Annotated in this window: 28 protein-coding genes and 1 pseudogene; 10 read left to right on the top strand and 19 right to left on the bottom strand. The window is 62.3% G+C overall.

Going from position 1 to position 24,863, the window contains the following annotated elements; genetic code table 11:
• Positions 1–16: 16 nt before the first annotated feature.
• From arsC to CKW35_RS26825, 3 genes are read left to right on the top strand one after another with little or no spacing between them, the layout of a single operon-like run.
• On the top strand, positions 17–370 hold the full coding sequence (gene arsC / locus CKW35_RS26815) for an arsenate reductase (glutaredoxin) (RefSeq protein WP_060519594.1): 354 nt from the start codon (positions 17–19) through the stop codon (positions 368–370).
• Entirely contained in the window at positions 367–972 is a 606-nt protein-coding gene (gene wrbA, locus CKW35_RS26820) for an NAD(P)H:quinone oxidoreductase (RefSeq protein ID WP_060519595.1), read from the top strand. Before arsC ends, wrbA begins: the two co-directional genes overlap by 4 nt.
• Positions 965–1,378, top strand: a complete 414-nt coding sequence (locus CKW35_RS26825; RefSeq protein WP_060519597.1) for a DUF2069 domain-containing protein — start codon at positions 965–967, stop codon at positions 1,376–1,378. Before wrbA ends, CKW35_RS26825 begins: the two co-directional genes overlap by 8 nt.
• A 102-nt stretch (positions 1,379–1,480) precedes the next feature.
• Here CKW35_RS26825 and CKW35_RS26830 read toward each other — a convergent pair whose 3' ends face one another.
• Together CKW35_RS26830 and ttcA are read right to left on the bottom strand one after the other, a co-directional pair.
• Positions 1,481–2,152 (bottom strand): DNA-3-methyladenine glycosylase I, encoded by a 672-nt coding sequence (locus tag CKW35_RS26830; protein WP_095117267.1) that lies wholly within the window; start codon positions 2,150–2,152, stop codon positions 1,481–1,483.
• A gap of 4 nt (positions 2,153–2,156) precedes the next feature.
• Positions 2,157–2,981: a tRNA 2-thiocytidine(32) synthetase TtcA gene (ttcA, locus tag CKW35_RS26835; protein WP_016485247.1), complete on the bottom strand. Its 825-nt coding sequence runs from the start codon at positions 2,979–2,981 to the stop codon at positions 2,157–2,159.
• Positions 2,982–3,243: 262 nt separating this feature from the next.
• Between ttcA and CKW35_RS26840 the strand changes: the two genes are divergently transcribed.
• Both CKW35_RS26840 and CKW35_RS26845 read left to right on the top strand, forming a co-directional pair.
• Positions 3,244–3,843: a Yip1 family protein gene (locus CKW35_RS26840; protein ID WP_012270925.1), complete on the top strand. Its 600-nt coding sequence runs from the start codon at positions 3,244–3,246 to the stop codon at positions 3,841–3,843.
• Between the two features lie 131 nt (positions 3,844–3,974).
• Positions 3,975–4,475 carry a SprT family zinc-dependent metalloprotease gene (locus tag CKW35_RS26845; protein ID WP_095117269.1) on the top strand — a complete coding sequence of 167 codons (501 nt, stop codon included), beginning with the start codon at positions 3,975–3,977 and terminating at the stop codon, positions 4,473–4,475.
• 125 nt (positions 4,476–4,600) lie between these two features.
• Here the strand turns inward: CKW35_RS26845 and fpr are convergent, their stop codons facing one another.
• Positions 4,601–5,380, bottom strand: coding sequence for a ferredoxin-NADP reductase (fpr, locus tag CKW35_RS26850; RefSeq protein WP_012270923.1), 780 nt, complete (start codon positions 5,378–5,380; stop codon positions 4,601–4,603).
• A 118-nt stretch (positions 5,381–5,498) separates the two neighbouring features.
• Here fpr and finR point away from each other — a divergent pair, with 118 nt between their 5' ends.
• Entirely contained in the window at positions 5,499–6,425 is a 927-nt protein-coding gene (finR, locus tag CKW35_RS26855; protein WP_016485245.1) for a LysR family transcriptional regulator FinR, read from the top strand.
• Here the strand turns inward: finR and CKW35_RS26860 are convergent.
• From CKW35_RS26860 to CKW35_RS26870, 3 genes are all read right to left on the bottom strand, one after another.
• Positions 6,422–6,787, bottom strand: coding sequence for a diacylglycerol kinase (locus CKW35_RS26860; protein WP_016485244.1), 366 nt, complete (start codon positions 6,785–6,787; stop codon positions 6,422–6,424). The genes finR and CKW35_RS26860 overlap by 4 nt on opposite strands.
• A gap of 73 nt (positions 6,788–6,860) precedes the next feature.
• On the bottom strand, positions 6,861–7,511 hold the full coding sequence (gene erdR, locus CKW35_RS26865) for a response regulator transcription factor ErdR (RefSeq protein ID WP_016485243.1): 651 nt from the start codon (positions 7,509–7,511) through the stop codon (positions 6,861–6,863).
• Between the two features lie 178 nt (positions 7,512–7,689).
• Complete coding sequence (locus tag CKW35_RS26870) at positions 7,690–8,400, bottom strand: tRNA-uridine aminocarboxypropyltransferase (RefSeq protein WP_016485242.1); 711 nt, start codon at positions 8,398–8,400, stop codon at positions 7,690–7,692.
• Positions 8,401–8,660: 260 nt separating this feature from the next.
• On the opposite strand from CKW35_RS26870, the gene CKW35_RS26875 reads away from it, so the two are divergent.
• Positions 8,661–9,080, top strand: a complete 420-nt coding sequence (locus CKW35_RS26875) for a quorum-sensing-regulated virulence factor family protein (RefSeq protein WP_016485241.1) — start codon at positions 8,661–8,663, stop codon at positions 9,078–9,080.
• A 15-nt stretch (positions 9,081–9,095) separates the two neighbouring features.
• Here CKW35_RS26875 and CKW35_RS26880 read toward each other — a convergent pair whose 3' ends face one another.
• Complete coding sequence (locus tag CKW35_RS26880; protein WP_016485240.1) at positions 9,096–9,305, bottom strand: hypothetical protein; 210 nt, start codon at positions 9,303–9,305, stop codon at positions 9,096–9,098.
• 160 nt (positions 9,306–9,465) lie between these two features.
• On the opposite strand from CKW35_RS26880, the gene CKW35_RS26885 reads away from it, so the two are divergent.
• On the top strand, positions 9,466–10,584 hold the full coding sequence (locus CKW35_RS26885) for an LOG family protein (protein WP_016485239.1): 1,119 nt from the start codon (positions 9,466–9,468) through the stop codon (positions 10,582–10,584).
• A gap of 294 nt (positions 10,585–10,878) precedes the next feature.
• Here the strand turns inward: CKW35_RS26885 and recX are convergent, their stop codons facing one another.
• From recX to CKW35_RS26905, 4 genes and pseudogenes are all read right to left on the bottom strand, one after another.
• The gene (recX, locus tag CKW35_RS26890; protein WP_016485238.1) at positions 10,879–11,349 is read right to left on the bottom strand and encodes a recombination regulator RecX; all 471 of its coding nucleotides are present in this window, start codon (positions 11,347–11,349) and stop codon (positions 10,879–10,881) included.
• A gap of 20 nt (positions 11,350–11,369) precedes the next feature.
• Positions 11,370–12,437, bottom strand: coding sequence for a recombinase RecA (recA, locus tag CKW35_RS26895; RefSeq protein WP_016485237.1), 1,068 nt, complete (start codon positions 12,435–12,437; stop codon positions 11,370–11,372).
• A 103-nt stretch (positions 12,438–12,540) separates the two neighbouring features.
• A complete protein-coding gene (locus tag CKW35_RS26900; RefSeq protein ID WP_095117270.1) occupies positions 12,541–13,023 on the bottom strand; it encodes a CinA family protein in 483 nt (160 codons plus the stop codon).
• 54 nt (positions 13,024–13,077) lie between these two features.
• Positions 13,078–13,672: pseudogene (locus CKW35_RS26905) on the bottom strand (hypothetical protein).
• A gap of 187 nt (positions 13,673–13,859) precedes the next feature.
• Here CKW35_RS26905 and mutS point away from each other — a divergent pair.
• Positions 13,860–16,433, top strand: coding sequence for a DNA mismatch repair protein MutS (gene mutS / locus CKW35_RS26910; RefSeq protein WP_060519606.1), 2,574 nt, complete (start codon positions 13,860–13,862; stop codon positions 16,431–16,433).
• Positions 16,434–16,573: 140 nt separating this feature from the next.
• Positions 16,574–16,897: a ferredoxin FdxA gene (gene fdxA / locus CKW35_RS26915; protein WP_016485233.1), complete on the top strand. Its 324-nt coding sequence runs from the start codon at positions 16,574–16,576 to the stop codon at positions 16,895–16,897.
• A gap of 582 nt (positions 16,898–17,479) precedes the next feature.
• On the opposite strand, the gene rpoS is transcribed toward fdxA, so the two are convergent.
• The 8 genes from rpoS to CKW35_RS26955 form a co-directional block, all read right to left on the bottom strand.
• Entirely contained in the window at positions 17,480–18,487 is a 1,008-nt protein-coding gene (gene rpoS / locus CKW35_RS26920) for an RNA polymerase sigma factor RpoS (protein WP_003252351.1), read from the bottom strand.
• A gap of 108 nt (positions 18,488–18,595) precedes the next feature.
• Complete coding sequence (locus CKW35_RS26925; RefSeq protein WP_095117272.1) at positions 18,596–19,453, bottom strand: peptidoglycan DD-metalloendopeptidase family protein; 858 nt, start codon at positions 19,451–19,453, stop codon at positions 18,596–18,598.
• 239 nt (positions 19,454–19,692) lie between these two features.
• Entirely contained in the window at positions 19,693–20,331 is a 639-nt protein-coding gene (locus CKW35_RS26930) for a protein-L-isoaspartate(D-aspartate) O-methyltransferase (protein WP_015269209.1), read from the bottom strand.
• 35 nt (positions 20,332–20,366) lie between these two features.
• Positions 20,367–21,116: a 5'/3'-nucleotidase SurE gene (gene surE, locus CKW35_RS26935; protein WP_016485231.1), complete on the bottom strand. Its 750-nt coding sequence runs from the start codon at positions 21,114–21,116 to the stop codon at positions 20,367–20,369.
• Complete coding sequence (truD, locus tag CKW35_RS26940) at positions 21,104–22,162, bottom strand: tRNA pseudouridine(13) synthase TruD (RefSeq protein ID WP_095117274.1); 1,059 nt, start codon at positions 22,160–22,162, stop codon at positions 21,104–21,106. The genes surE and truD overlap by 13 nt, the downstream gene beginning before the upstream one ends.
• Complete coding sequence (ispF, locus tag CKW35_RS26945; protein ID WP_016485229.1) at positions 22,159–22,632, bottom strand: 2-C-methyl-D-erythritol 2,4-cyclodiphosphate synthase; 474 nt, start codon at positions 22,630–22,632, stop codon at positions 22,159–22,161. The genes truD and ispF overlap by 4 nt, the downstream gene beginning before the upstream one ends.
• Positions 22,633–22,808: 176 nt before the next feature.
• Positions 22,809–23,663: an S-formylglutathione hydrolase gene (gene fghA / locus CKW35_RS26950; RefSeq protein WP_095117276.1), complete on the bottom strand. Its 855-nt coding sequence runs from the start codon at positions 23,661–23,663 to the stop codon at positions 22,809–22,811.
• Between the two features lie 8 nt (positions 23,664–23,671).
• Positions 23,672–24,784 carry an S-(hydroxymethyl)glutathione dehydrogenase/class III alcohol dehydrogenase gene (locus CKW35_RS26955; RefSeq protein WP_016485227.1) on the bottom strand — a complete coding sequence of 371 codons (1,113 nt, stop codon included), beginning with the start codon at positions 24,782–24,784 and terminating at the stop codon, positions 23,672–23,674.
• Between the last annotated feature and the right edge of the window lie 79 nt (positions 24,785–24,863).

Below are 24,863 nucleotides of genomic sequence, written 5' to 3' on the forward strand. Positions count from 1 at the left end.
CTGGATGCGACCCGACATGACTGACCTCACGCTTTATCATAACCCGCGCTGCTCGAAATCCCGCGGCGCGCTGGAACTGCTCGAAGCCCGCGGGCTGGCACCGACCATCGTGCGCTATCTGGAAACCCCGCCCGACGTGGCCACCCTCAAGGCACTGCTCGACAAGCTGGGCATCGCCCCACGCCAATTGCTGCGTACTGGCGAGGACGAATACAAAGCGCTGAACCTGGCCGACCCGGCAATGACCGACGCGCAGCTGATCGAGGCCATGGCCCAGCACCCCAAACTGATCGAACGGCCGATTCTGGTTGCCGGCGACAAGGCTGTGGTAGGCCGCCCACCGGAAAAAGTGCTGGAGATCCTGCCGTGAGCGCCCCCTACATCCTGGTGCTGTATTACAGCCGCCATGGGTCGACCAGTGAAATGGCCCGGCATATTGCCCGCGGCATCGAACTGGCCGGCATGGAGGCTCGCCTGCGCACAGTGCCCGCTATTTCTACCGAATGTGAAGCGGTGGCCCCGGACATCCCGGCCAGCGGGGCGCTGTACGCCACCCTGGACGACCTGCGCCACTGCGCCGGCCTGGTACTGGGCAGCCCGACCCGCTTCGGCAACATGGCGGCGCCGCTGAAGTACTTCCTGGATGGCACCAGCAGCCTGTGGCTGGGTGGTGAACTGGTCGGCAAGCCGGCGGGTGTGTTCACCTCTACCGCCAGCCTGCACGGCGGCCAGGAAACTACCCTGCTGTCGATGATGCTGCCATTGATGCACCACGGCATGCTGGTGATGGGCCTGCCGTACAGCGAGTCGGCCTTGCTGGAAACCCGCGGCGGCGGCACGCCTTACGGCGCCAGCCACCATGCAGGTGCAGATGGCAAACGCGAACTTGACCAGCACGAGACCGCCCTGTGTCGTGCCTTGGGCCAACGCCTGGCCACCACAGCCAAAGCCCTGGAGGCCGCGCGTGGCTAAAAAGCCCAAGGTGTTGCCGCCGCTGGAATGGCTGGCACCGCGCCTGCGCCTGACACGGGCCTTGAGCCTGGCGTTCTTCTTCGGCCTCATCGCCCTGCTGGTGGTGAACAACCTGTGGTTTGCCAACCTGCATGGGGCACGGGTCGGGGTGATTCTGGCGATCGAGCTGGTGCCGCTACTGCTGCTGTTGCCGGGCATGCTGACAGGCAGCGCCCGGGCACATGCCTGGGCCTGTTTCGTGGTGAATATCTATTTCATCAAGGGCGTGCTGGCGGCATTTGACCCGACGCGGGCGATTTTTGGCTGGCTTGAAGTGTTGCTGAGCCTGGGGTTGTTCATTGCCGGGCTGCTGTATGTGCGCTGGAAGTTCCAGCATGAGCGGCGCATGGCGGGCGAAGGGAGTTGAATTTTTCGCGGGCTCGCCCGCTCCCACAGGGATCGCGCCACACTTGAGGCCTGCGCTGGACCTGTGGGAGCGGGCATGCCCGCGAAAAGGCCAACACAAATCTCAATGGTTGACGGTATGCGCCAGCATCACCGACAACTGGCACAGCGGCCGCCCACTCTCTGCATGCCACTGGTTGAACGCCTGTTGCACCAAGGCCAGGTCGCGTTGACTGGTCGGCTGCTTGTCGATCACCTTCTGTGCAATCAACGCCGCCGCCATGTCATCGGTGGGGATAAAGGTGTCCTTGCCAACCATACGCAGGAAACGCGGCGCCGACAGCCCACCCAGCTGGTTGCCGTGCTTGGCCAGGTACTTCCACAAGCCGACAATGTCGGTCACCGGCCAGTCGGCGATGAAGGCGCCAAAGCTGCCCTTCTCCTTCGTCACGTCGATGATCATCTGCGCATTGCGCGGCACGCTCTTGAGCTTGCCCAGGTGGCGAATGATGCGCTCGTCTTGCATCAGCCGCTCCAGGTGCTCGGCGCCCATCAGCACCACCTTCTCCGGGTCGAAACCGAAAAACACCTGCTCGAACACTGGCCACTTGGCATCCACCAGGCTGTGCTTGAGCCCGGCGCGGAACACGCGCAGCGCCAGGGTCGACAGGTAGCGGTCGTCGCTGATGCCGCGCAGCTGCGCCGACGTGCGCGGCTGCGGCAGAAAGGCCTCCAGCGCCTGGGCCGAGCCAAAGCGGTTCAGGCAGTACTCATGCAACCACTGATAGTCGCGCATCGGCTCAGATGTTCAGCACGTCGAGGAAACGCGGCGTGGCGTTCTCGTCGATTTTCAGGCTGGTGAAGTCGAACAGGTTGCGGTCGGCCAGTTGCGACGGCGCCACGTTCTGCAGGGCACGGAAGATGCTTTCGGTACGGCCCGGGTGCTTGCGCTCCCACTCCACCAGCATGTCCTTGACCACCTGGCGCTGCAGGTTTTCCTGCGAGCCGCACAGGTTGCACGGGATGATCGGGAATTGCTTCATGTCCGAGTAGGCCTGGATGTCCTTCTCGCTGCAGTAGGCCAGCGGGCGGATCACCACGTTGCGGCCATCGTCGGCGCGCAGCTTCGGCGGCATGCCCTTGAGCGCGCCATTGAAGAACATGTTGAGGAAGAAGGTTTCGACGATGTCGTCGCGGTGGTGCCCCAGCGCCATCTTGGTTGCGCCGATTTCGTCGGCAAAGGTATACAAGGTGCCACGGCGCAGGCGCGAGCACAGCGAGCACGTGGTCTTGCCCTCGGGCACCAGTTCCTTGACCACCGAATAGGTGTCTTTCTCGACGATGTGGTATTCGACGCCCAGCTCTTTGAGGTAAGCCGGCAGCACGTGCTCTGGAAAGCCCGGCTGTTTCTGGTCCATGTTCACCGCGACGATCTCGAACGTGATCGGTGCCACCTTCTGCAGGTGCAACAGAACGTCGAGCATGGTGTAGCTGTCCTTGCCGCCGGACAGGCAGACCATGACCTTGTCGCCATCCTCGATCATGTTGAAGTCGGTGATGGCTTCGCCGGCGAGACGACGCAGGCGTTTTTGCAGTTTGTTCTGGTTGACCGAGAGGGTGCCCATAGCGCTTGGATCCGCGAGGTGTGACAAAAGCCGGCTATTTTACGCACAAACGCAGCATCGCTGTAGGCATTCCGATAAAGACTTCGATGTAATCAACAGCCCCACTGACAGCGCAATTTGCTCTAAAAAGCACGGTTCGTGCCGGTAACCGCTTCCTATACTGCGACATAAGGCCACATTACCGCTTGCATCGGTGTTCGGGCCTCGGGCCGCTTGCGCTCCATTTGGGGGGCGTTTGGCAACATTGAGAGGAGTGATCGGCATGATTCATCACGTTGTGGGGCTGTTTACCCATCCCGATCAGGAATGGCGGGAAATTCGTGGCGAAGAAGAAACCATCAGCCACATGTACCTGACGCACACCCTGATCCTGGCAGCCATCCCTGCCATTTCGGCCTTCATCGGCACTACCCAGGTGGGCTGGGTCATCGGTGACCGGCCGGCGGTGATGCTGACCATGGAAAGTGCCATCTGGATGAGCATCATGTCGTACCTGGCCATGCTCGCCGGGGTGGCGGTAATGGGCGCATTCATCCACTGGATGGCCCGCACCTACGATGCCAACCCGTCCATGGCGCAGTGCATCGCCTTTGCCACCTACACCGCCACACCGCTGTTCATCGGTGGCCTGGCGGCGCTGTACCCGCACCTGTGGCTGGGGATGCTGATCGGCACTGCCGCCATCTGCTACACGGTGTACCTGCTGTATGTCGGCCTGCCGACGTTCATGAACATTCCGTCCGACGAAGGCTTCCTGTTCTCCAGCTCCGTGCTGGCGGTGGGCCTTGTGGTGCTGGTGGCGATCATGGCTGCCACGGTCATCATCTGGGGACTGGGCGTGGGGCCCGTCTACACCAACTAGAACAGACTCAACCAACACTGGGGCATCAACCAGGGGCCGCCGCAAGGCGGCCCCTGGCTGTGCGCTGACCGGTGGCTCGGCAGCCCGCCAGTGCTTGCGGCATAATGCCCGGTCAGGAGAACCGCCCCACCATGCCCGAGCTGCTCAGACAACGCGTCGAAACCTGTTACCAGCAAGCCGAAACCTTTTTCAAACGCCCCTTCTCGCGCCCGGAAGTCAGCTTCAAGCTGCGCGGGCAAAAAGCCGGCGTCGCCCACCTGCACGAGAACCTGCTGCGCTTCAACCTGCAACTCTACCGGGAAAACCAGGAAGACTTCCTGCGCCAGACCGTTGCCCACGAAGTGGCGCACCTGGTGGCCCACCAGTTGTTTGGCGACCGCATCCAGGCCCATGGCGAAGAATGGCAATTGATCATGCGCGGGGTGTATGAACTGCCACCCAACCGTTGCCACAACTATGAAGTGCAACGGCGCGTGGTAACCCGCTACATCTACCGCTGCCCGTGCCCGTGCCCACAGGGTGATTTCCCGTTTACCGCCCAGCGTCACAAGCTGGTGCGCCAGGGGCGGCGGTACCTGTGCAAACGCTGCCGGGAGATTCTGGTGTATAGCGGTGAAACTCGCGTCGAATAGATTGTGCACGGCCTGTGCGGGCCTCTTCGCGGGGCAAGCCCGCGAAAGGGCCGGTGCAGCCAATACACAACTTTCAGGCATAAGAAAGGCGACCCGGGGGTCGCCTTCCTGTACCAGCCTGCGCCTTACTTCTCGACGAAGGCACGCTCGATCAGGTAGTCACCCGGCTCACGCATGCGGGCGGAGACTTTCAGGCCGAAGCTGTCCAGCACTTCACTGGTCTCGTCGAGCATGCTCGGGCTGCCGCAGATCATCGCACGGTCGTCCTGCGGGTTGATCGGTGGCAGACCAATGTCGCTGAACAGCTTGCCGCTGCGCATCAGGTCGGTCAGACGGCCCTGGTTCTCGAACGGCTCGCGGGTCACGGTCGGGTAGTAGATCAGCTTTTCGCGAACCGACTCACCGAAGAACTCGTTCTGCGGCAGGTGCTCGGTAATGAACTCGCGGTAGGCCACTTCGTTCACGTAACGCACACCATGCACCAGGATCACTTTTTCGAAGCGCTCATAGGTTTCCGGGTCCTGGATCACGCTCATGAACGGCGCCAGGCCAGTGCCAGTGCTCAGCAGGTACAGGTGCTTGCCCGGGTTCAGGTCGTCCAGCACCAGGGTACCGGTAGGCTTCTTGCTGATGATGATCTCATCGCCTTCCTTCAGGTGCTGCAGCTGCGAAGTCAGCGGGCCATCCGGCACCTTGATGCTGAAGAACTCCAGGTGCTCTTCCCAGTTCGGCGAAGCGATGGAATAGGCACGCATGAGCGGACGGCCGCTTTCCTGTTGAAGGCCGATCATCACGAACTGACCGTTCTCGAAGCGCAGCCCCGGGTCGCGGGTGCACTTGAAGCTGAACAGGGTGTCGTTCCAGTGGTGCACACTGAGGACACGTTCGTGGTTCATGTTGCTCATCGATGGGGCTCCTGAAGAAAAACGCGGCGCGCAAAACGCGCAGTTGCGCGATAGTTTAGGGGCAGCGACAATATCTGTTAACTGAATTATCAAGATATGTGTTATCGGTTATATAGATATGCGATTCACACTTCGTCAACTGCAGGTCTTCGTCGCCGTCGCACAGCATCAAAGCGTCTCTCGGGCCGCTAGCCTGCTGGCGTTGTCGCAGTCGGCCGCCAGCACTTCCATCACCGAGCTGGAGCGGCAATCGAGCTGCCAGTTGTTCGACCGTGCCGGCAAGCGCCTGGCCCTGAACGCCTTGGGACATCAACTGCTGCCACAAGCCGTGGCCCTGCTCGACCAGGCCAAGGAAATCGAAGACCTGCTAAACGGCAAGTCCGGCTTCGGTTCGCTGGCGGTCGGCGCCACACTGACCATCGGCAACTACCTGGCCACCCTGCTGATCGGCAGCTTCATGCAGACCCACCCGGAAAGCCAGGTCAAACTGCATGTCCAGAACACTGTGCACATCGTGCAACAGGTCGCGCACTACGAAATTGATCTGGGTCTGATCGAAGGCGACTGCAACCACCCGGACCTGGAAGTGCAGCCGTGGGTCGAGGACGAGCTGGTGGTGTTCTGCGCACCGCAGCATCCGCTGGCCAAGCTGGGCCGTGCCGATATCGAAAGTTTGTCGCAAGAGGCGTGGATTTTACGTGAGCAAGGCTCCGGGACGCGCCTGACCTTCGACCAGGCCATGCGCCATCACCGCGCCAACCTCAACATCCGCCTGGAGCTGGAGCACACCGAAGCGATCAAGCGCGCGGTGGAATCGGGCCTGGGCATTGGCTGTATTTCGCGCCTGGCGCTGCGTGACGCCTTCCGCCGAGGCAGCCTGGTACCGGTAGAAACGCCGGAACTGGACCTGATGCGCCAGTTCTACTTCATCTGGCACAAACAGAAGTACCAGACCTCTGCAATGCGCGAGTTTCTGGAACTGTGCCGCAACTTCACTGCGGGCTATACCCGCAGTGATGAAATCGTGCTGCCGCCGATCGCTTAAAGCAGGATCACGCCCCACACCAGCGCCACCATGGTCATTGCCACCAGTTGCGCGGCGCTGCCCATGTCCTTGGCGTTTTTCGACAGCGGGTGGCGCTCCAGCGAGATACGGTCGATGGCCGCCTCCACCGCGGAGTTGAACAACTCGACAATCAGCCCCAACAAGCACACCGCGATCATGATCGCCCGCTCCGCACGGCTGACCGGCAACCAGAAGGCGATCGGGATCAGCAGCACGTTGAGCAGCACCAGCTGGCGGAATGCGGCCTCACCCTTGAAGGCGGCGCGCAGGCCGTCCAGCGAGTAGCCGGCGGCGTTGAAGATGCGTTTCAGGCCGGTCTGGCCCTTGAATGGCGATGTCATGTGAGTCACTTCACAACAGAAAGGCCAGCAGACTAGACCGGCACGGGTCAAAAAAGCGTGAAGCCACGCGCAGTCAGTTGCTGGCAACCGATTCAAGTTGTTGCAGCAGCAGCGCGGCCTGGGTGCGGGTACGTACGCCCAGCTTGCGGAAAATCGCAGTCACATGCGCCTTGATGGTGGCTTCGGAGACACTCAGTTCATAGGCAATCTGCTTGTTCAGCAGGCCCTCGCAGACCATCGTCAGTACGCGGAACTGCTGCGGCGTGAGGCTGGCGAGGCCTTCACTGGCGGCCTTGGCCTCGGCAGAGACATCGACCTTTTCGAACGCCTGCGGCGGCCACCAGACCTCGCCATCGAGCACCTTGCGCACGGCCTCCTGGATCACTTCCAGGGTGCTGGACTTGGGAATGAAGCCACTGGCGCCAAACTCGCGGGACTTGACCACCACGGCGGCCTCTTCCTGCGCCGACACCATCACCACGGGGATCTGCGGGTATTGCCCGCGCAGCAGCACCAGCCCGGAAAAACCATAAGCACCCGGCATGTTCAAGTCCAGCAGCACCAGGTCCCAGTCGGCTTTTTCGCTCAGGCGGGTTTCCAGTTCGGCAATGCTCGCGACTTCGACCAGGCGCACATCCGGGCCCAGGCCAAGGGTAACGGCCTGGCGCAGGGCGCCACGGAACAGCGGGTGGTCATCGGCAATCAGGATTTCGTAAGTGGCCATCGATCTAAGGATCCTGTTCTATGCCAGGCACTCGGGGGTATGAGAAGCGCCCGGCGGGGAATCGGCGCCAAGGATGCCGAGCACGGTCCAGAGCGGTCAAGCCATTGCTCTGCCGTCTCGCCCACCCTGGCTGCCAGCCCCGTCATTATGAACCAAAGCAGGGGTTGTGCCCCTTGGACTATAGGAAGGTATGCAAACGCTGGTGGGTATCGTCCTGATCATCCAGCGGCAGGCGCCGCTTGCCGCTCAGGTAGTGCAGGCTGAATACATCCAGGTAGGCATCCAGCGCCTGGGAGGCCTGACTGTCGCCGGCCAGGTCCAGGCACATGGCTGCGACCTCTGCCGTGCAGAAGTGATCGTCGCGCTTGGAGCGCCGCAGCCGGTAGCGCGACATCTGCTCGGCCTGCAGGCTCAACACCGGGAAGCGGTCAAGGTACGGGCTTTTGCGGAACATCTTGCGGGCTTCGGTCCAGGTGGCATCCAGCAGGATGAACAGCGGGCGCTTGCCCGGCTCACGCGCCACCTCGCTGACCACCCGCTGCTCGGCCACGAACTCACCGGGGAAGACGATATAGGGCTGCCAGGTCGGGTCGTCCAGCAAAGCCAGCAAGCGTTCGTCGACCGAGGTGCGCAGCCAGCCAAAGGCCCAGGTGTCTTCGATCAGGTCGGCAATCAGCCAGCCGGTGTTGGTGGGTTTCAACGGCTCGGTATCGTGCATCAGCAGGCACACGCCCGACTCGGCCTGCACCCTGGGCTTCCAGGCACACAGGCAATGGGTGGCGATGACCCGGCAATCCGGGCAGCGTTCGGCACGCGAGCCACGGGCAATGAAGGGCTTGTTGCTGCGGGCCAGGCGTTCGGCGCGCAGGCGCGCTACCGCGTGGCTCATGCCGACAGGCCTTTGGACAGGTTGGAAATGGGCACAAGGATGGCTCGGAAAAAACAAGGCGGCCAGTTTACCAGAACAGGGGGCATTTGCTGTGCAGCTGGCAAGGCGCGCCTTATAATCGATGCTTGCCGTGCACCTGCGGGAGCCGGCTTGCCCGCGATGGGACTTTGCACGGCCCCAATTGCAGCCACAGTATCGTTTTATGGAACACTGCAGACCTGCGCATGTCAAAGCGCCAGTCATCGAACCAGGAGAGATTCATGCTGCGCCTTATCGTCCCCGCCCTGAGCCTGCTACTCGCTCTGCCACTGGCAGCCCAGGCAGCCTCCAAGCAGGATTACGACCTGAACAGGACATTGCAGAAGGTCGCCAAAGAGAGCAGCGTCGGTACCCCACGCGCCATCAACGAGGACATCCTCGACCAAGGCTACACGGTGGAAGGCAAGGCGCTGGTCAACCACCTGAGCGTACGCGAGAGCCACGCCGAGCGCATGCGGGCCAATCCCGCTCAGGTACGCAGCCAGCTGGGCGACAGCGTCTGTCGCAACAGCGGCTTCCGCAACCTGATGTCCAAGGGCGCGGTGATGGTCTACCGCTTCACGGTGTACAAGACCAACCAGCCGATCATGGACCAGGCCTTCGACAATGCCAGCTGCGTGGCCGGTAACAAGAAGAAATAACCACAGCTGTTCAAGCTACACCTTCTCGTCCTCGCGGGCGCGCCAATGCCCTTCGGCGGCATCGGCGCGCATCTCGGCCAATAACGCCTGCAAGTAGCGCGATTGGCACTCCAACCCCGCCAACCTGCGACAGCACTCGTCCTCAAGGCTCAAGTGATGCACCTGAGCCGCATCCTCCAGCTGCTGGTAGAGCTGCCGGTCCACCTCGATGATCAAGCGATGCATACCGCCACCTCCTGCATCGATACGTTTCGCTTCACCAGTTAACCAAACCCCTGCTGCCGGTGGCCACATACCGACGGGCGGCTGCACCAAACAGCCCGGCACGAACCGGCCCGAGGGTCTAGATTGAGGTCAGAGGTATTGGTGCAGAAGGAGACGTTGCATGCCTTACCAAGCGAATGACCTGCTGTTCAGCCACTTCCGCGACAACAATATCGACCTGAGCAACATCGACGCACAACTGCAACTGGTAGCCCCCGACAGCCCCAACCTGCCGCTGTATCGCGACATGATGCTGACCATCCTGCGCATGGCTCATGACGACAGCGACCGCTGGAGCGCCAAGATCACCCTGCAGGCCCTGCGTGAACTGGACCAGTCATTCCGCACGCTGCAGCGCTACAAGGGCCGGCGCAAGGTGACCGTGTTCGGCTCGGCGCGCACCCCGCTGGAGCACCCGATGTACGCCCTGGCCCGCGAGCTGGGCGCCACCCTGGCGCGCGCCGACCTGATGGTCATTACCGGCGCCGGCGGCGGCATCATGGCCGCCGCTCACGAGGGCGCTGGCAGCGACCACAGCCTGGGTTTCAACATCACTTTGCCCTTCGAGCAACACGCCAACCCGACCGTGGATGGCACCGACAAGTTGCTGCCCTTCCATTTCTTTTTTATCCGCAAGCTGTTCTTCGTCAAAGAGGCTGACGGCCTGGTGCTATGCCCGGGCGGTTTCGGCACACTGGATGAAGCGCTCGAAGTACTGACGCTGATCCAGACCGGCAAGAGCCCCTTGGTGCCGGTGGTGCTGCTGGACTCGCCCGGCGGCAGTTTCTGGCGCGACTGTTTGGACTTCATCAGCCGCCAACTGGAAGAAAACCGCTATATCCTGCCCAGCGACCTGAAGCTCTTGCGCCTGGTGCACAGTGCCGATGAGGCCGTGGAGGAAATCAACCAGTTCTATAGCAACTACCACTCCAGCCGCTGGCTTAAGAACCAGTTTGTGATCCGCATGCACCACCCGCTCAGCGAAGCAGCGCTGTTTGATATCCAGGAAGGCTTTGCAGACTTGCGCCTGAGTGGCAAGTTTCACCAGCAAGCGGACAGCAGTGCGGAACATGAAGTGGGCAACTTCAACCACCTGACCCGGCTGTCGTTTGCCTTCACTGGCCGGGACCAGGGCCGGCTGCGCGAGCTGGTGGATTTCATCAACTTGTCGGAGAACTGGGCCAAACCGCAACCCATGCATACCACGCAGCGAGCCAGGGAGGCATTGAAGGTGAGCTGATGCGGGGCGTTGAAGCGTTCGCCACGACAGTTTTATCGCCTGCGCGACCGAGCGCCGCCCACGCGGCGCATCGCGAGCTGCGCTCGCTCCTACGTTTGTTTGGGGCGAGTCATGCCTGTGACAGGCGCGCGCGACCGCCTTGTTTGTACGACACGATATCGCGCCATGCACCGAGGCGTCCGCGCACAAATCCCACAGAAATAACTGGCCCGAAACAAACGTAGGAGCGAGCGCAGCTCGCGATGCGCCGCGCGGGCGGCGCTCGATCTCACAGGCACTAAACAATCAGAGTGGTCAGTAATCGTCGAGCTCACGCCCGCTGAGCAGGCGGCCGATCATGTCCATGGGAAAACCCCGGTAAGCCAGAAACCGGGTTTGCTGGGCGCGGCTGCGCGGATCCTGTGGGCGCTGCCCGGCAAACTTGCGCTGCCAGACATCACGCATGCGCTCGCGCCAATCCACCTCGCTCTCGCGCAACGCCTGCTCGATATCAGCACGCGCCAGACCTCGCTGCCCCAGCTCCTCGCGAATTCGCAAAGGGCCATAGCCAGCGCTGGAACGGTACCTGATGAAGCTTTCGAGGTAGCGGGCTTCACAAAGCAGCCCTTCTTCGGCAAGCCGGTCGAGTTCAGGCTCGATCAGCTCATCCGAAGCACCGCGCTGACGCAACTTGCGCGTCAGCTCGACGCGACCGTGCTCGCGTCGGGCGAGCAGGTCCATGGCTGTCCGCCGAATGGCGACGGGGGTGTCGAGTACGGCGGACATGTTGGCTATCTACCGCGCAATCAATAACCGGCTTCGGCGTCAGCCACATCGTCAGCACTGGCATCAGCGGCGGCAGCCTTGCTGGCTTCAGCACCCGCACCGGCTTTCAGCAGCTTTTCACGGATCTGCTTCTCGATCTCGGCACCAATAGCCGGGTTCTCGGCCAGGTATTTGGCAGCGTTGGCTTTGCCTTGACCGATCTTGTTGCCCTGGTAGGCGTACCAGGCACCCGACTTCTCGACCAGGCCTTGAGACACGCCCAAGTCGATGATCTCGCCGTTACGGTAAATACCTTTGCCGTAAAGAATCTGGAACTCGGCCTGACGGAACGGCGGCGAGACCTTGTTCTTGACGATCTTGACGCGGGTTTCGCTGCCGACCACCTCGTCGCCTTCCTTGACCGCACCGGTACGGCGGATGTCCAGACGCACCGAGGCGTAGAACTTCAGGGCGTTACCACCAGTGGTGGTTTCCGGGCTGCCGAACATCACGCCGATCTTCATACGGATCTGGTTGATGAAGATGACCAGGCAGTTGGCGTTCTTGATGTTACCGGTGATCTTGCGCAGCGCCTGGGACATCAGACGAGCCTGCAGGCCCACGTGCATGTCACCCATTTCGCCTTCGATCTCGGCCTTCGGCACCAGCGCAGCCACGGAGTCGACGATAATCACGTCAACGGCGTTGGAGCGCACCAGCATGTCGGTGATTTCCAGGGCCTGCTCACCGGTGTCCGGCTGCGAGACCAGCAGGTCGTCGACGTTGACGCCCAGTTTGCCGGCGTACTCAGGGTCGAGGGCGTGTTCGGCGTCGACGAAGGCGCAGGTGGCACCGTTCTTCTGGGCTTCGGCGATAACCGACAGCGTCAGTGTGGTCTTACCCGACGATTCCGGGCCATAGATCTCGACGATACGACCTTTTGGCAGGCCGCCGATGCCCAGCGCAATATCCAGGCCCAGCGAGCCGGTGGAAATGGCAGGAATGCCTTGGCGCTCGTGATCACCCATGCGCATGACCGCGCCTTTGCCGAATTGGCGTTCGATCTGACCCAGGGCCGCAGCCAAGGCGCGCTTCTTGTTGTCGTCCATTGAAATCCTCACGTGTTCGACTTGGCCCTGATGGCCGGAATACCTGTATAAGTAGCCAGTATTATTCCACAGGCAGGCGCTCGCGCAAACCCCTGTCGTCGATTTACTCGGCACCAAGCTGTAACAAGCCGTCTAACGCGGCGATCACCGTCTGTCGGCGCACGGCTTCGCGGTCACCGTCGAACTGGCGGCGCTCGCTGAACACGCGGTCGCCATCGCCCCAAGCCAGCCACACGGTACCTACCGGTTTGGCTGGCGAACCACCATCCGGCCCGGCCACACCGCTTACCGCCACGGCAAAGCGGGCGCCGCTGGCGGCCTGGGCCCCTCGGACCATGGCTTCGACCACTTCCTGGCTGACTGCACCAACCTGGCCGAACAAGGCGGGGGGCACGCCCAGCAGACGGGTTTTCTGGGCGTTGGAATAGGTCACGTAGCCCACCTCGAACCAAGCCGAGCTGCCAGGTATACGGGTGATGGCTTCGGCAATGCCACCGCCGGTGCAGGATTCGGCGGTAGCCACCTGTGCGTTGAAACGACGCAAGTGTTCACCCAGGCGGGTGGCAAGTGTGGTGATCGGGTCCATGTCAGGCTCCTGGAAGGCTACCCTCTACCCTATCACCCTGCCGCGGCCCCTGGCTCAGGAAACCTTCAGGCTCTCCCGAGCAATTTCGCTGAACGCACGCTCGTCACGCCGCCCCAGGCGCGGCAGCCCTGCTGGCCAATCCTGGTTCCAGTCGATACCACCTTGCTTGCGCATGTCATCAATCGCCGAACGCCACCAGATCACCTTGCAGGCACGCTGGTAGTCGTCGCCGCTCATCACACTGCCGTAAAGCAGCTTACGGCCGATGCCACGCAGCTCCCGAGGCACACGCTTGAGGCTCCATTTTACCGAGAGCCGCGCCAGCCACGAAGGGACAGGGCGATGTGCCGGTACCTTGAGGGCCAGCCTTGGCATCTATGGCGCAGGCCTTGCGCCGGTGGGTGTAGCCACCGTCACCGGTCCAGGCCTGCAGGGTCTGCTCATCCAGCGTGATCACTTCCACCGGCCAACCGACAAAGGCCTGTGGTTGGTCGGTAAGCACACGGATCACCGGCAGCTCTGCCGGCTTGCAGCGCGCCACGGCGGTGAGGATGCTGAGTTTGGCCTCCAGCTGATAGATCCGGCGCTCGCCGTACAGGAGGTAGATCAGCTGTTGCTTAACATAAGGGACAGGGCTGGACACATTCATCGTGCACGTCATGGCTACAGGCGTTCGTCGAGGGCCGCGCATTTTAGAGGCTAACGCCGCACAGCTCCACCATTGCCCGCCAGGCTGCGCGCACATGCCCCGAAGCCTGCGCCTGCATCGCAACAAAAAAGCCTGTACCATTGCCGGTTTACCATCGCCAACCAGATCACCCGCTGTAAGGCCCTGAATGTCAGATCTTTCCGCACACACCCCGATGATGCAGCAGTACTGGAAGCTGAAAAACCAGCACCCGGACCAGCTGATGTTCTACCGCATGGGCGACTTCTACGAAATCTTCTACGAAGACGCAAAGAAGGCCGCAAAACTGCTGGACATCACCCTGACCGCGCGCGGGCAGTCGGCCGGCCAGTCCATCCCCATGTGCGGGATTCCGTTCCATTCGCTGGAAGGCTACCTGGCCAAGCTGGTCAAGCTGGGCGAATCGGTGGTGATCTGCGAACAGATTGGCGATCCGGCCACCAGCAAGGGCCCCGTGGAGCGCCAGGTGGTACGCATCATCACCCCAGGCACCGTCAGCGACGAGGCGCTGCTGGACGAGCGCCGCGACAACCTGATTGCCGCGCTGCTCGGTGATGAACGCCTGTTTGGCCTGGCGGTGCTGGACATCACCAGCGGCAATTTCAGCGTGCAGGAAATCAAAGGCTGGGAAAACCTGCTGGCCGAGCTTGAGCGCCTTAACCCTGTCGAACTGCTGATCCCAGACGATTGGCCACGTGACCTGCCCGCCGAAAAACGCCCCGGTGCCCGCCGCCGTGCGCCATGGGATTTCGACCGCGATTCGGCACGCAAGGCCCTGTGCCAACAGTTCGCGACCAAGGACCTCAAGGGCTTTGGCTGCGACAAGCTGACCCTGGCCATCGGTGCCGCCGGCTGCCTGTTGACCTACGCCAAGGAAACCCAGCGCACCGCCCTGCCGCACCTGCGCAGCCTGCGCCATGAGCGCCTGGACGACACGGTCATCCTCGATGGCGCCAGCCGTCGCAACCTGGAGCTGGACGTCAACCTGGCGGGTGGGCGTGACAACACCCTGCAATCGGTGGTCGACCGCTGCCAGACCGCCATGGCCAGCCGCCTGCTGAGCCGGTGGCTGAACCGCCCGTTGCGCGACCTCAAGGTTCTGCAAGCACGCCAGGACTCGATCCGCTGCCTGCTCGACAGCTACCGCTTCGAGAAGCTGCAGCCACAGTTGAAAGAAATTGGCGACATCGAGCGTATCCTCGCCCGAATCGGCCTGCGCAATGCCCGCCCACGCGACCTGGCGCGCCTGCGCGATGCATTGGGCGCCCTGCCCGAACTGCAAAACGCCATGACCGAGCTGGAGGCGCCGCACCTTGCGCGCCTGGCAGCCATTACCGGCACCTATCCGGAGCTGGCCAGCCTGCTGGAGCGGGCGATCATCGACAACCCGCCGGCGGTGATCCGCGACGGCGGCGTGCTCAAGGCCGGCTATGACAACGAGCTGGACGAGCTGCTGGCGATCAGCGAGAACGCCGGCCAGTTCCTGATCGACCTGGAAGCCCGGGAAAAGGCCCGCACCGGCCTTGCCAACCTCAAGGTCGGCTACAACCGTGTACACGGCTACTTCATCGAGCTGCCCACCAAGCAAGCCGAGCAGGCACCGGGCGACTACATCCGCCGTCAGACCCTCAAGGGCGCCGAGCGCTTCATCACCCCCGAGCTGAAAGTGTTCGAGGACAAGGCGCTGTCAGCCAAGAGCCGCGCTCTGGCTCGTGAGAAGATGCTCTACGACGCCCTGCTGGAAACCCTGATCAGCCACCTGGCGCCGCTGCAGGACAGCGCTGCCGCCCTGGCCGAACTGGACGTGCTCAGCAACCTGGCCGAACGTGCGCTGACCCTCGACCTGAACTGCCCGCGCTTCGTCGACGAGCCGTGCCTGCGCATCGAGCAAGGCCGTCACCCAGTCGTGGAGCAGGTACTGACCACGCCGTTCGTGGCCAACGACCTGGGCCTGGACAACAGCACGCGCATGCTGATCATCACCGGCCCGAACATGGGCGGTAAATCCACCTACATGCGCCAGACCGCCTTGATCGTGCTGCTGGCGCACATCGGCAGTTTCGTGCCGGCGGCCAGCTGCGAGCTGTCGCTGGTCGACCGCATCTTCACCCGCATCGGTTCCAGTGACGACCTGGCCGGCGGGCGCTCGACCTTCATGGTCGAGATGAGCGAAACCGCCAACATCCTGCACAACGCGACCGAGCGCAGCCTGGTGCTGATGGACGAAGTGGGCCGCGGCACCAGCACCTTCGACGGCCTGTCGCTGGCGTGGGCCGCGGCCGAGCGCCTGGCTCAGCTGCGCGCCTATACGCTGTTCGCCACTCACTACTTCGAGCTCACCGTGCTGCCGGAAAGTGAGCCACTGGTGGCCAACGTGCACCTGAATGCCACCGAGCACAACGAACGCATCGTGTTTCTGCACCACGTACTGCCTGGCCCTGCCAGCCAGAGCTACGGCCTGGCCGTGGCACAACTGGCCGGTGTGCCGGGTGTGGTAATCCAGCGTGCCCGGGAACATCTGGCGCGCCTGGAAACCACCAGCCTGCCGCATGAACAAGCCCCGGCCGAAAAGGCCAGGGATGTGCCACAGGTGCCGCACCAGAGCGATCTGTTCGCCAGCCTGCCACACCCAGCCATCGAGAAGCTGGGCAAGCTGCAACTGGACGACATGACCCCGCGCCAAGCTATCGAAATGCTATATCAACTAAAGAACCTGTTATAACGGCGCCCACTACAAGCTGGTAGAATCCGCCGCGGTTTGCTGGTGCTGCAGGTTATTAGCCTGGCCTGCAGCCACATACCTGTAAACCGCGCGGCCCTGAGAGGAAGGGCCGCCGCCGTCGCCTGAGGAGAGAACTAGAAATGACCTTCGTCGTCACCGACAACTGCATCAAATGCAAATACACCGACTGCGTGGAAGTCTGTCCGGTGGACTGCTTCTACGAAGGCCCGAACTTCCTGGTCATCCACCCGGACGAGTGCATTGACTGCGCACTGTGCGAACCGGAATGCCCGGCGCAAGCCATCTTCTCGGAAGACGAAATCCCTGCCGGGATGGAGAACTTCATCGAGCTGAACGCCGAGCTGGCGGAAGTCTGGCCAAACATCACCGAGCGTAAGGAAGCCCTGCCTGACGCTGAAGAGTGGGACGGCAAGACTGGCAAGATTGCAGACCTGGAGCGCTGATAGCGCCCGGACACGGAAAAGGCCCCTCGGGGCCTTTTCTGGTTTTTTACGGGCAAAAAAAAGGGGCGGTTTGACCCGCCCACATTTTTTCCGTAGTCCCTGCTTGTCCCTAACATCATCCTGATGAAATCGCTTCTTGCGACGTCCTTGGCCTTCGTCCTGAAAGCCTGTGCATGTCCCTGTGCACAGTTCGAATATTAGCGGGTTGAGCCGGGCGGGCAAGCGCGAAACCTCACAAGGTATTGCTGGGGACACATTTCCTCACAGCCGAATAAGTCATGTTTTTCAATGGCTTGGAAAAATGCACAGGCTGGAAGCGACAATGATGTACTGAGGCTTGCATAGATAGCTTACAAAACAAGTAAGAAAAGGCTTACACGCAATGTTACTGAGGTAGCGCAGTACACATTAGCTATCTGTTTACCCGGCAGATTTTGGGCCTGCTTTGCAGCCCATTCGCAGCACACGGCTGCTCCCACAAGAGACCGTGATTGCCCGGATGATCGCGTATCCCAACATTTTCAAATGACACACACAAAAACGCCCCGAGGTCATCGGGGCGTTTTGGGTGACAGGCCTTCGCTACTGGAACAAAGACTCGCTGGACAGGCCGTTCTTCTCAAGGATCTCGCGCAAACGCTTGAGCCCCTCTACCTGGATCTGCCGTACCCGTTCCCGGGTCAGGCCGATCTCCAGCCCTACATCTTCCAGGGTGCTGCTTTCATGCCCACGCAGGCCAAAGCGACGCACCACCACTTCCCTCTGCTTGTCAGTCAACTCGCCCAGCCACTGGTCGATGCTCTGCGACAGGTCGTCATCCTGCAACAGTTCGCACGGGTCGGTGGGGCGGTCGTCGGTCAAGGTGTCGAGCAGGGTCTTGTCCGAATCCGGGCCAAGCGACACGTCCACCGAAGACACCCGCTCGTTCAGGCCCAGCATGCGCTTGACCTCGGCGACTGGCTTTTCCAGCAGCGTGGCGATTTCTTCCGGTGAGGGTTCGTGGTCGAGTTTCTGGGTCAGCTCGCGTGCGGCGCGCAGGTAGACGTTCAGTTCCTTGACCACGTGGATCGGCAGGCGGATGGTGCGGGTCTGGTTCATGATCGCCCGTTCGATGGTCTGGCGAATCCACCAGGTCGCATAGGTCGAAAAACGGAAACCACGCTCCGGGTCGAACTTCTCGACCGCACGGATAAGCCCCAGGTTGCCCTCCTCGATCAGGTCGAGCAGCGACAGGCCGCGGTTCACGTAACGACGGGCAATTTTGACAACCAGGCGCAGGTTGCTTTCGATCATGCGCTTGCGGCCAGCAGGATCGCCCTTCTGCGACAAGCGCGCGAAGTGCACTTCCTCTTCTGGCGAAAGCAGGGGCGAGAAGCCGATCTCGTTGAGATACAACTGGGTGGCATCAAGCGCCCGGCTGTAATCGATGTACTTGTGTTGCTTGAGTGAAGAGCCCGACTTGGCCCTCGTCCGAACCGAAGATACAGCAGGTTCGTCTGACACCACATCCGTTTCCAAAACGATACCCGTCTCCATCAGGAGGACGTCATCGTCGATGTCAAACTCCGGCACTTCTTTACTGAGAGCCATTGTTATAGTCCTTTGCTGAGTTCGAACTCAGACTCGAGCGGCACCTTTTTCCCTGGCAGCGCTGGAGCCTGTCCCCTCTACATCACAGGAACAGGCCGGGTACAACGATCAACGGCGTGGCAGGAACTGGAGTGGATCGACGGGTTTGCCCTGGCGGCGAATCTCGAAATGCAGCTTCACCCGATCTGTGCCTGTAGACCCCATTTCAGCAATCGACTGCCCTGCCTTGACCTGCTGCCCCTCCCGAACCAACAGCCTGCGGTTATGGCCGTAGGCACTGACGTAGGTATCGCTGTGTTTGATGATGATCAGCTCGCCGTAGCCCCTTAAACCACTCCCGGCGTACACCACCGCACCATCAGACGCAGCAAAAACAGGCTGTCCCAAATCACCGGCGATATCAATGCCTTTATTCAAACTACCGTTTGAAGCAAATTTTCCAATCAGCACACCGTTGGCTGGCCAGGTCCAGCCGCCTACCGCGCGCTCCGCAGCCGGCACGGTGGCAACCACCGGCGCACTGCTGGACGGGGCAGGCGTGGCCGGTTTGCCGGTGCTGGCAGGCGACGTGGACGTGCCCCCCACAGGCCGCCGCGTGACCGTGGTGCGGCTCGACGAGGACGGGTTGGACACCACCGTGGTACTGCTGCTAGAACCACTGCTGAAACGAATCGCCTGGCCTGGGCGAATGGTATAAGGCGCCGAGATGCCATTGCGTGCGGCCAGCTCCTTGTAGTCCCAGCCATAACGGAAGGCGATGGAGAACAGCGTGTCACCAGGCTTGACGATGTACTGCCCGGACGTCACCGCCGGGCGCTTGGGCACGGTGTTGTTGCGGTCGACCACCCGCGCGCTGGTATTACTGGTGCTCGAACAACCCACCAGTAGCGTGCCCATGGCCAGTGCAATCAACAGAAGCTTTAAACCCGACCCATCCTTGCGCTGCCGAATGACTGTGTGACCCACCCGCGCTCCCCTCATGGTGCCGAAAAACGATATGAAGACAAGAAATGCAATATTATTGCAATTATAACCAAGCCGGCCGGTAATGGCAGGCTGATGCAAAAGGCTGTAGCAAAGCCGCGGTGCGCGCTGTGTGCTAGCGCTTCGCTCCGCCAGATAGACAGGGCGCAGCTACAAGAATTCGCCACCGGCGCAAAAATACCGTGCAGCTCATGCCCGCAGCACCCAGCTCGACGCTGCACTCAGGCCAGCGGGCCATTGAGCAGCGGCACGAAACGCACAGCACCCAGCACACGGCGGGAGAACCCATGCTCCTCGCGCACGATCAGCATCAGTTGCTGCGTTTCGCCGGCCGGCCCTACCGGTATGACCATGCGGCCACCGGGCGCCAGCTGGTCAAGCAGTGCCTGGGGGACTTCCGGCGCCACCGCAGTGACGATGATGCCGTTGTAAGGCGCCAGCGCCGGCCAGCCTTCACAACCATCGCCCCAGCGGAATACCACATTGCGCAGGTTCAGCTCCACCAGACGCTCCTTGGCACGGTCCTGCAGCACCTTGATACGTTCCACCGAGAAAACCCGCTCCACCAGCTGGGCCAGTATCGCCGTCTGGTAACCCGAGCCGGTGCCGATCTCCAGCACCTTGTCCAGCGGGCCGGCCTCTAGCAGCAGCTCGCTCATGTGGGCAACCATGAATGGCTGGGAGATGGTCTGGTTGTGGCCGATCGGCAGCGCGGTGTCTTCATAGGCACGATGCGCCAGTGCCTCGTCGACGAACAGGTGACGCGGGGTACGACGAATCACGTCGAGCACCTTGGTGTTCGACACCCCTTCTTCGCACAGGCGCTGGATCAGCCGCTCCCGGGTACGCTGGGAGGTCATGCCGATGCCACGCCGCAGCATATCGTCCTCGCGCATCAGAGCAGGCCCTCCAGCCAACCGTCGAGCTGCTCGAAGGCATCATTGAAGGTGCGGTCGAGCTGCAGCGGAGTGATCGAGACAAAGCCTTGCATCACCGCATGGAAGTCGGTGCCCGGGCCGCCATCTTCGGCATCACCGGCCACGGCGATCCAGTAGCCTTCCTTGCCGCGCGGGTTGACCACCTTGGTCGGTGCCGCCGCCCGCGCCCGGTGACCGAGGCGGGTCAGCTGGATGCCACGGATGTGCTCCAGCGGCAGGTTGGGGATATTGACGTTGAGTACGGTGCGTGGCGGCAGCACCAGGCGCGACTGTGCCTCGACCAGGCGACGGGCGATGTAGGCCGCCGTCGGCAAGTTGTCCGGCTGGCGCGACAACAGCGAAAACGCCAGCGACGTGCCACCAAGGAAACGGCCTTCCAACGCTGCGGCGACTGTACCGGAGTACAACACGTCATCACCCAGGTTGGCACCGAGGTTGATCCCCGACACCACCATGTCCGGCGCCTGCGGCAACAGCCCATTAAGCCCCAGGTGCACACAGTCGGTCGGTGTGCCGTTGAGGCTGATGAAGCCGTTGGCCAGGGTCTGCGGGTGCAGTGGCCGGTCCAGCGTCAGCGAACTGCTGGCGCCGCTCTTGTCTTGGTCCGGGGCAATCACCGCGCACTCGGCGTAATCCGCCAGCGCAGCGTGCAGCGCGGCGATGCCGGGTGCGGTGACACCGTCGTCGTTCGAAATCAGAATACGCATGGGCTGTCCGTCTGCCCTGCCGACACCAGATCCACGACTTCGCGCACCACCACGGTGGCGAAGCATCCGGCCGGCAGGACGAATTCCAGTTGCAGGATATCAGGCTCGGGATAATGCCATGTCAGGCCGCCAATAGGGAGCCGCAAAATACGCCGTTCGTGATCCATGCCCGCCTGGGCCAACCAATGACAAAGTGCCTGTTGCCGCTCGCCCACGGCATTTTCCAGCTGCGCGGTGGCGCCGCCTGCGGGGGAACTGCCCTCGCCCCACATCGGGCCGGTCGGATGCAGGTCGAGAATCGCCAGACGTGGGTCGGCGCGTTCCGCCTCACCGGCCGGGAAGAAGCTACGGCTGTCGGTGAACGCCAGCAAGTCGCCGACCTGGGCCTGCGCCCAGCTACCTTCGGCGACACGTGCAGCCAGCACCTGATTGAACAGGTAGCTGCGCCCGGCCGAAAGCAACCGCGAACGCACGTTACGCTGCTCGGGCAACGCCTTGCGGGCGGCCCAGTCGAGGGCATCATGGACGTTGCCCCCGCCGTGGCCGAAACGCTGGGTGCCGAAATAGTTGGGCACACCGTGCTGCTTGAGCTGTGCCAGGCGGGCATCCACAGCCTGGTGGTCAGCAGCAAGGGCTGTCAGGCGCAGGGTGAAGCCGTTGGCCGAATGCGCGCCACGCTGCAGCTTGCGTTGGTGGCGCACCTGCTTGAGCACGCGCAGGCTGGCATCTTCAGCACGCGACAGGTCCGGGTCGGCCTTGCCCGGCAGGTGCAGGCTGAACCACTGACGGGTCAGGGCCTGACGGTCCTTGAGCCCGGCGTAGCTGATAGCGCGCGCCGGCACGCCTGCGGCGCGCGCCAGGCGGCGGGCGGCCTCTTCAGTGTTCAAGTCGCGCTTTTCGACCCACAGCCACAGGTGCTCACCCTGGCCGGACAGCGGAATGTCCAGCACTTCGTCAACCTGAAAGTCTTCAGCCACTGCCTTGAGGACGGCGGTGCCCAAGGGTTCGCCCGATGCGCGCGGGCCCAGCAGTTCCTGCTCGGTCATGCTGGCAGCAGCAGGGCGACCGAATGCACGGCAATCCCCTCCTCACGGCCAGTGAAGCCCAGCTTTTCAGTGGTGGTGGCCTTGACGTTGACCTGGTCGCGTTCAACCTGCAGGTCTTCGGCGATCAGCTGGCGCATGGTCTCGATGTGCGGGGCCATCTTCGGCGCCTGGGCGACGATGGTGGCGTCGACATTGCCGACCTTCCAGCCCTTGGCCTTGACGATGCCGACCACATGGCGCAGCAGCACGCGGCTGTCGGCGCCCTTGAATTGTGGGTCGGTGTCGGGGAAGTGCTTGCCGATGTCGCCCAGCGCCGCAGCGCCCAGCAAGGCATCGCTCAGGGCGTGCAGCAGCACGTCGCCGTCGGAATGGGCCAGCAGGCCGTATTTGTGGGGGATACGCACCCCGCCCAGGGTAATGAAATCACCGTCGCAGAAACGGTGCACATCGTAGCCATGGCCAATACGCATAGAAAAACGCCCTGAATGAGTCAGGGCGTGATTCTACCTGCTTTTGCAGCATTGGGGCTGCTTCGCAGCCCATCGCCGGCAAGCCAGTGCCCACCTCGCCCCCATGGCCCTGGAGCCATGCACAGTACCTGTGGGCGCTGGCTTGCCGGCGATGGCGCAAACACCCCAGCTACGCCTTACACCTGCCCCAGTGCCACCGCATGATGGCGCAGGTGATCTTCGATGAAGCTGGCAATGAAGTAGTAGCTGTGGTCATAGCCCGGCTGCAAACGCAGGGTCATTTCATGGCCCCCTTTTCGCGCGGCCTGCTCCAGCGCTTCAGGCTTGAGCTGCTTCTCGAGGAAGTCGTCACGGTCGCCCTGGTCAACCAGCAAGGGCGGGCATTCGCCGGCCGGTGTTTCAGCCAGCAGGATGCTGGCATCCCACTCGCGCCAGCGCGCTCGGTCTTCACCCAGGTAGCGGCTGAAAGCCTTCTCGCCCCAGGGGCAATCCATCGGGTTGCTGATGGGCGAGAACGCCGACACCGAGCGGTAGCGCCCCGGGTTGCGCAAGGCGCACACCAGCGCGCCATGCCCACCCATTGAGTGGCCGCTGATGCTGCGCTCGCCCGAAGCCGGGAAGTGCGCCTCGATCAGCGCCGGCAACTCCTCCACCACATAGTCATGCATGCGGTAATGCTGGGCCCAGGGTTGCTGGGTGGCGTTGAGGTAGAAGCCGGCCCCCAGGCCGAAGTCCCAGGCGCCATCCGGGTCGCCCGGCACCTGTTCGCCACGCGGACTGGTGTCGGGGGCCACGATGATCAGCCCAAGCTCAGCTGCCATGCGCTGGGCGCCGGCCTTCTGCATGAAGTTCTCGTCGGTGCAGGTGAGGCCGCTAAGCCAGTACAGCACCGGCAGCTTCTCGCCCTGCTCGGCCTGCGGCGGCAAGTACACGGCAAACACCATGTCGCAACCCAGCACCTTGGAGTGATGCCGGTAACGCTTGTGCCAGCCGCCAAAGCTCTTCTGGCAGGAGATGTTATCCAGGCTCATGGCACACCTCAGAAGTGGATCACGCTGCGGATGCTCTTGCCTTCATGCATCAGGTCGAAGGCTTTGTTGATGTCTTCCAGGCCCATGGTATGGGTGATGAAGGTATCCAGCGGAATCTCGCCCTTTTCGGACATTTCCACGTAGCTCGGCAGCTCGCTGCGGCCACGCACGCCGCCGAACGCCGAACCACGCCAGACGCGCCCGGTGACCAGCTGGAACGGACGGGTGGCAATTTCCTGGCCGGCACCGGCTACACCGATGATTACCGACTCGCCCCAGCCCTTGTGGCAGCATTCCAGAGCAGCGCGCATCAGTTGCACGTTGCCGATGCACTCGAAGGAGAAGTCCACGCCACCGTCGGTGAGGTCGACGATCACTTCCTGGATCGGGCGGTCGTAGTCTTTCGGGTTGATACAGTCGGTGGCACCCAGTTGGCGGGCAATCTCGAACTTGGCCGGGTTGATGTCGATGGCGATGATGCGCGCGGCCTTGGCCTTGACCGCACCGATCACCGCCGACAGGCCGATGCCGCCCAGGCCGAAGATGGCCACGGTGTCACCCGGCTTGACCTTGGCGGTGTTGAGCACCGCGCCGATACCGGTGGTGACGCCACAGCCCAGCAGGCAGACTTTTTCCAGTGGGGCTTCTTTCTGGATCTTGGCCACGGAGATTTCCGGCAGCACGGTGTACTCGGAGAAGGTCGAGGTGCCCATGTAGTGGAACAGCTGCTGGCCCTTGTACGAGAAGCGCGTGGTGCCGTCCGGCATCAGGCCCTTGCCCTGGGTAGCACGAATGGCCTGGCACAGGTTGGTCTTGCCCGACAGGCAGAACTTGCACTTGCCGCATTCCGGGGTGTACAGCGGGATCACGTGGTCGCCGACGGCCACCGAGGTCACGCCCTCGCCTACCGCTTCGACGATCGCGCCGCCTTCGTGGCCGAGGATCGACGGGAAGATGCCTTCCGGGTCAGCACCCGACAGGGTGTAGGCATCAGTGTGGCAAACACCACTGGCGACCACACGCAGCAGCACTTCCCCGGCCTTGGGCATGGCCACGTCGACTTCGACGATTTCCAAGGGTTTTTTGGCTTCGAAGGCTACAGCAGCACGGGACTTGATCATCAAAGGTCTCCAAATAGAGGGGCGATTCAGTCTCACAGTGTAATTCACCGCCTTTTGATGAATAATCCGGCCAAAGACA

It is taken from the genome of Pseudomonas sp. Irchel 3F3 (assembly GCF_900187545.1).
Lineage (GTDB): Bacteria > Pseudomonadota > Gammaproteobacteria > Pseudomonadales > Pseudomonadaceae > Aquipseudomonas > Aquipseudomonas fortuita.

Bases quoted from the DNA above. Each gene is read 5' to 3' on its own strand.
- arsC (WP_060519594.1), top strand. From the start codon at position 17: ATGACTGACCTCACGCTTTATCATAACCCGCGCTGCTCGAAATCCCGC.
- CKW35_RS26830 (WP_095117267.1), bottom strand. From the start codon at position 2,152: ATGCGCGACTATCAGTGGTTGCATGAGTACTGCCTGAACCGCTTTGGC.
- ttcA (WP_016485247.1), bottom strand. From the start codon at position 2,981: ATGGGCACCCTCTCGGTCAACCAGAACAAACTGCAAAAACGCCTGCGT.
- CKW35_RS26840 (WP_012270925.1), top strand. From the start codon at position 3,244: ATGATTCATCACGTTGTGGGGCTGTTTACCCATCCCGATCAGGAATGG.
- CKW35_RS26845 (WP_095117269.1), top strand. From the start codon at position 3,975: ATGCCCGAGCTGCTCAGACAACGCGTCGAAACCTGTTACCAGCAAGCC.
- fpr (WP_012270923.1), bottom strand. From the start codon at position 5,380: ATGAGCAACATGAACCACGAACGTGTCCTCAGTGTGCACCACTGGAAC.
- finR (WP_016485245.1), top strand. From the start codon at position 5,499: ATGCGATTCACACTTCGTCAACTGCAGGTCTTCGTCGCCGTCGCACAG.
- CKW35_RS26860 (WP_016485244.1), bottom strand. From the start codon at position 6,787: ATGACATCGCCATTCAAGGGCCAGACCGGCCTGAAACGCATCTTCAAC.
- erdR (WP_016485243.1), bottom strand. From the start codon at position 7,511: ATGGCCACTTACGAAATCCTGATTGCCGATGACCACCCGCTGTTCCGT.
- CKW35_RS26870 (WP_016485242.1), bottom strand. From the start codon at position 8,400: ATGAGCCACGCGGTAGCGCGCCTGCGCGCCGAACGCCTGGCCCGCAGC.
- CKW35_RS26875 (WP_016485241.1), top strand. From the start codon at position 8,661: ATGCTGCGCCTTATCGTCCCCGCCCTGAGCCTGCTACTCGCTCTGCCA.
- CKW35_RS26880 (WP_016485240.1), bottom strand. From the start codon at position 9,305: ATGCATCGCTTGATCATCGAGGTGGACCGGCAGCTCTACCAGCAGCTG.
- CKW35_RS26885 (WP_016485239.1), top strand. From the start codon at position 9,466: ATGCCTTACCAAGCGAATGACCTGCTGTTCAGCCACTTCCGCGACAAC.
- recX (WP_016485238.1), bottom strand. From the start codon at position 11,349: ATGTCCGCCGTACTCGACACCCCCGTCGCCATTCGGCGGACAGCCATG.
- recA (WP_016485237.1), bottom strand. From the start codon at position 12,437: ATGGACGACAACAAGAAGCGCGCCTTGGCTGCGGCCCTGGGTCAGATC.
- CKW35_RS26900 (WP_095117270.1), bottom strand. From the start codon at position 13,023: ATGGACCCGATCACCACACTTGCCACCCGCCTGGGTGAACACTTGCGT.
- mutS (WP_060519606.1), top strand. From the start codon at position 13,860: ATGTCAGATCTTTCCGCACACACCCCGATGATGCAGCAGTACTGGAAG.
- fdxA (WP_016485233.1), top strand. From the start codon at position 16,574: ATGACCTTCGTCGTCACCGACAACTGCATCAAATGCAAATACACCGAC.
- rpoS (WP_003252351.1), bottom strand. From the start codon at position 18,487: ATGGCTCTCAGTAAAGAAGTGCCGGAGTTTGACATCGACGATGACGTC.
- CKW35_RS26930 (WP_015269209.1), bottom strand. From the start codon at position 20,331: ATGACCTCCCAGCGTACCCGGGAGCGGCTGATCCAGCGCCTGTGCGAA.
- surE (WP_016485231.1), bottom strand. From the start codon at position 21,116: ATGCGTATTCTGATTTCGAACGACGACGGTGTCACCGCACCCGGCATC.
- truD (WP_095117274.1), bottom strand. From the start codon at position 22,162: ATGACCGAGCAGGAACTGCTGGGCCCGCGCGCATCGGGCGAACCCTTG.
- ispF (WP_016485229.1), bottom strand. From the start codon at position 22,632: ATGCGTATTGGCCATGGCTACGATGTGCACCGTTTCTGCGACGGTGAT.
- fghA (WP_095117276.1), bottom strand. From the start codon at position 23,663: ATGAGCCTGGATAACATCTCCTGCCAGAAGAGCTTTGGCGGCTGGCAC.
- CKW35_RS26955 (WP_016485227.1), bottom strand. From the start codon at position 24,784: ATGATCAAGTCCCGTGCTGCTGTAGCCTTCGAAGCCAAAAAACCCTTG.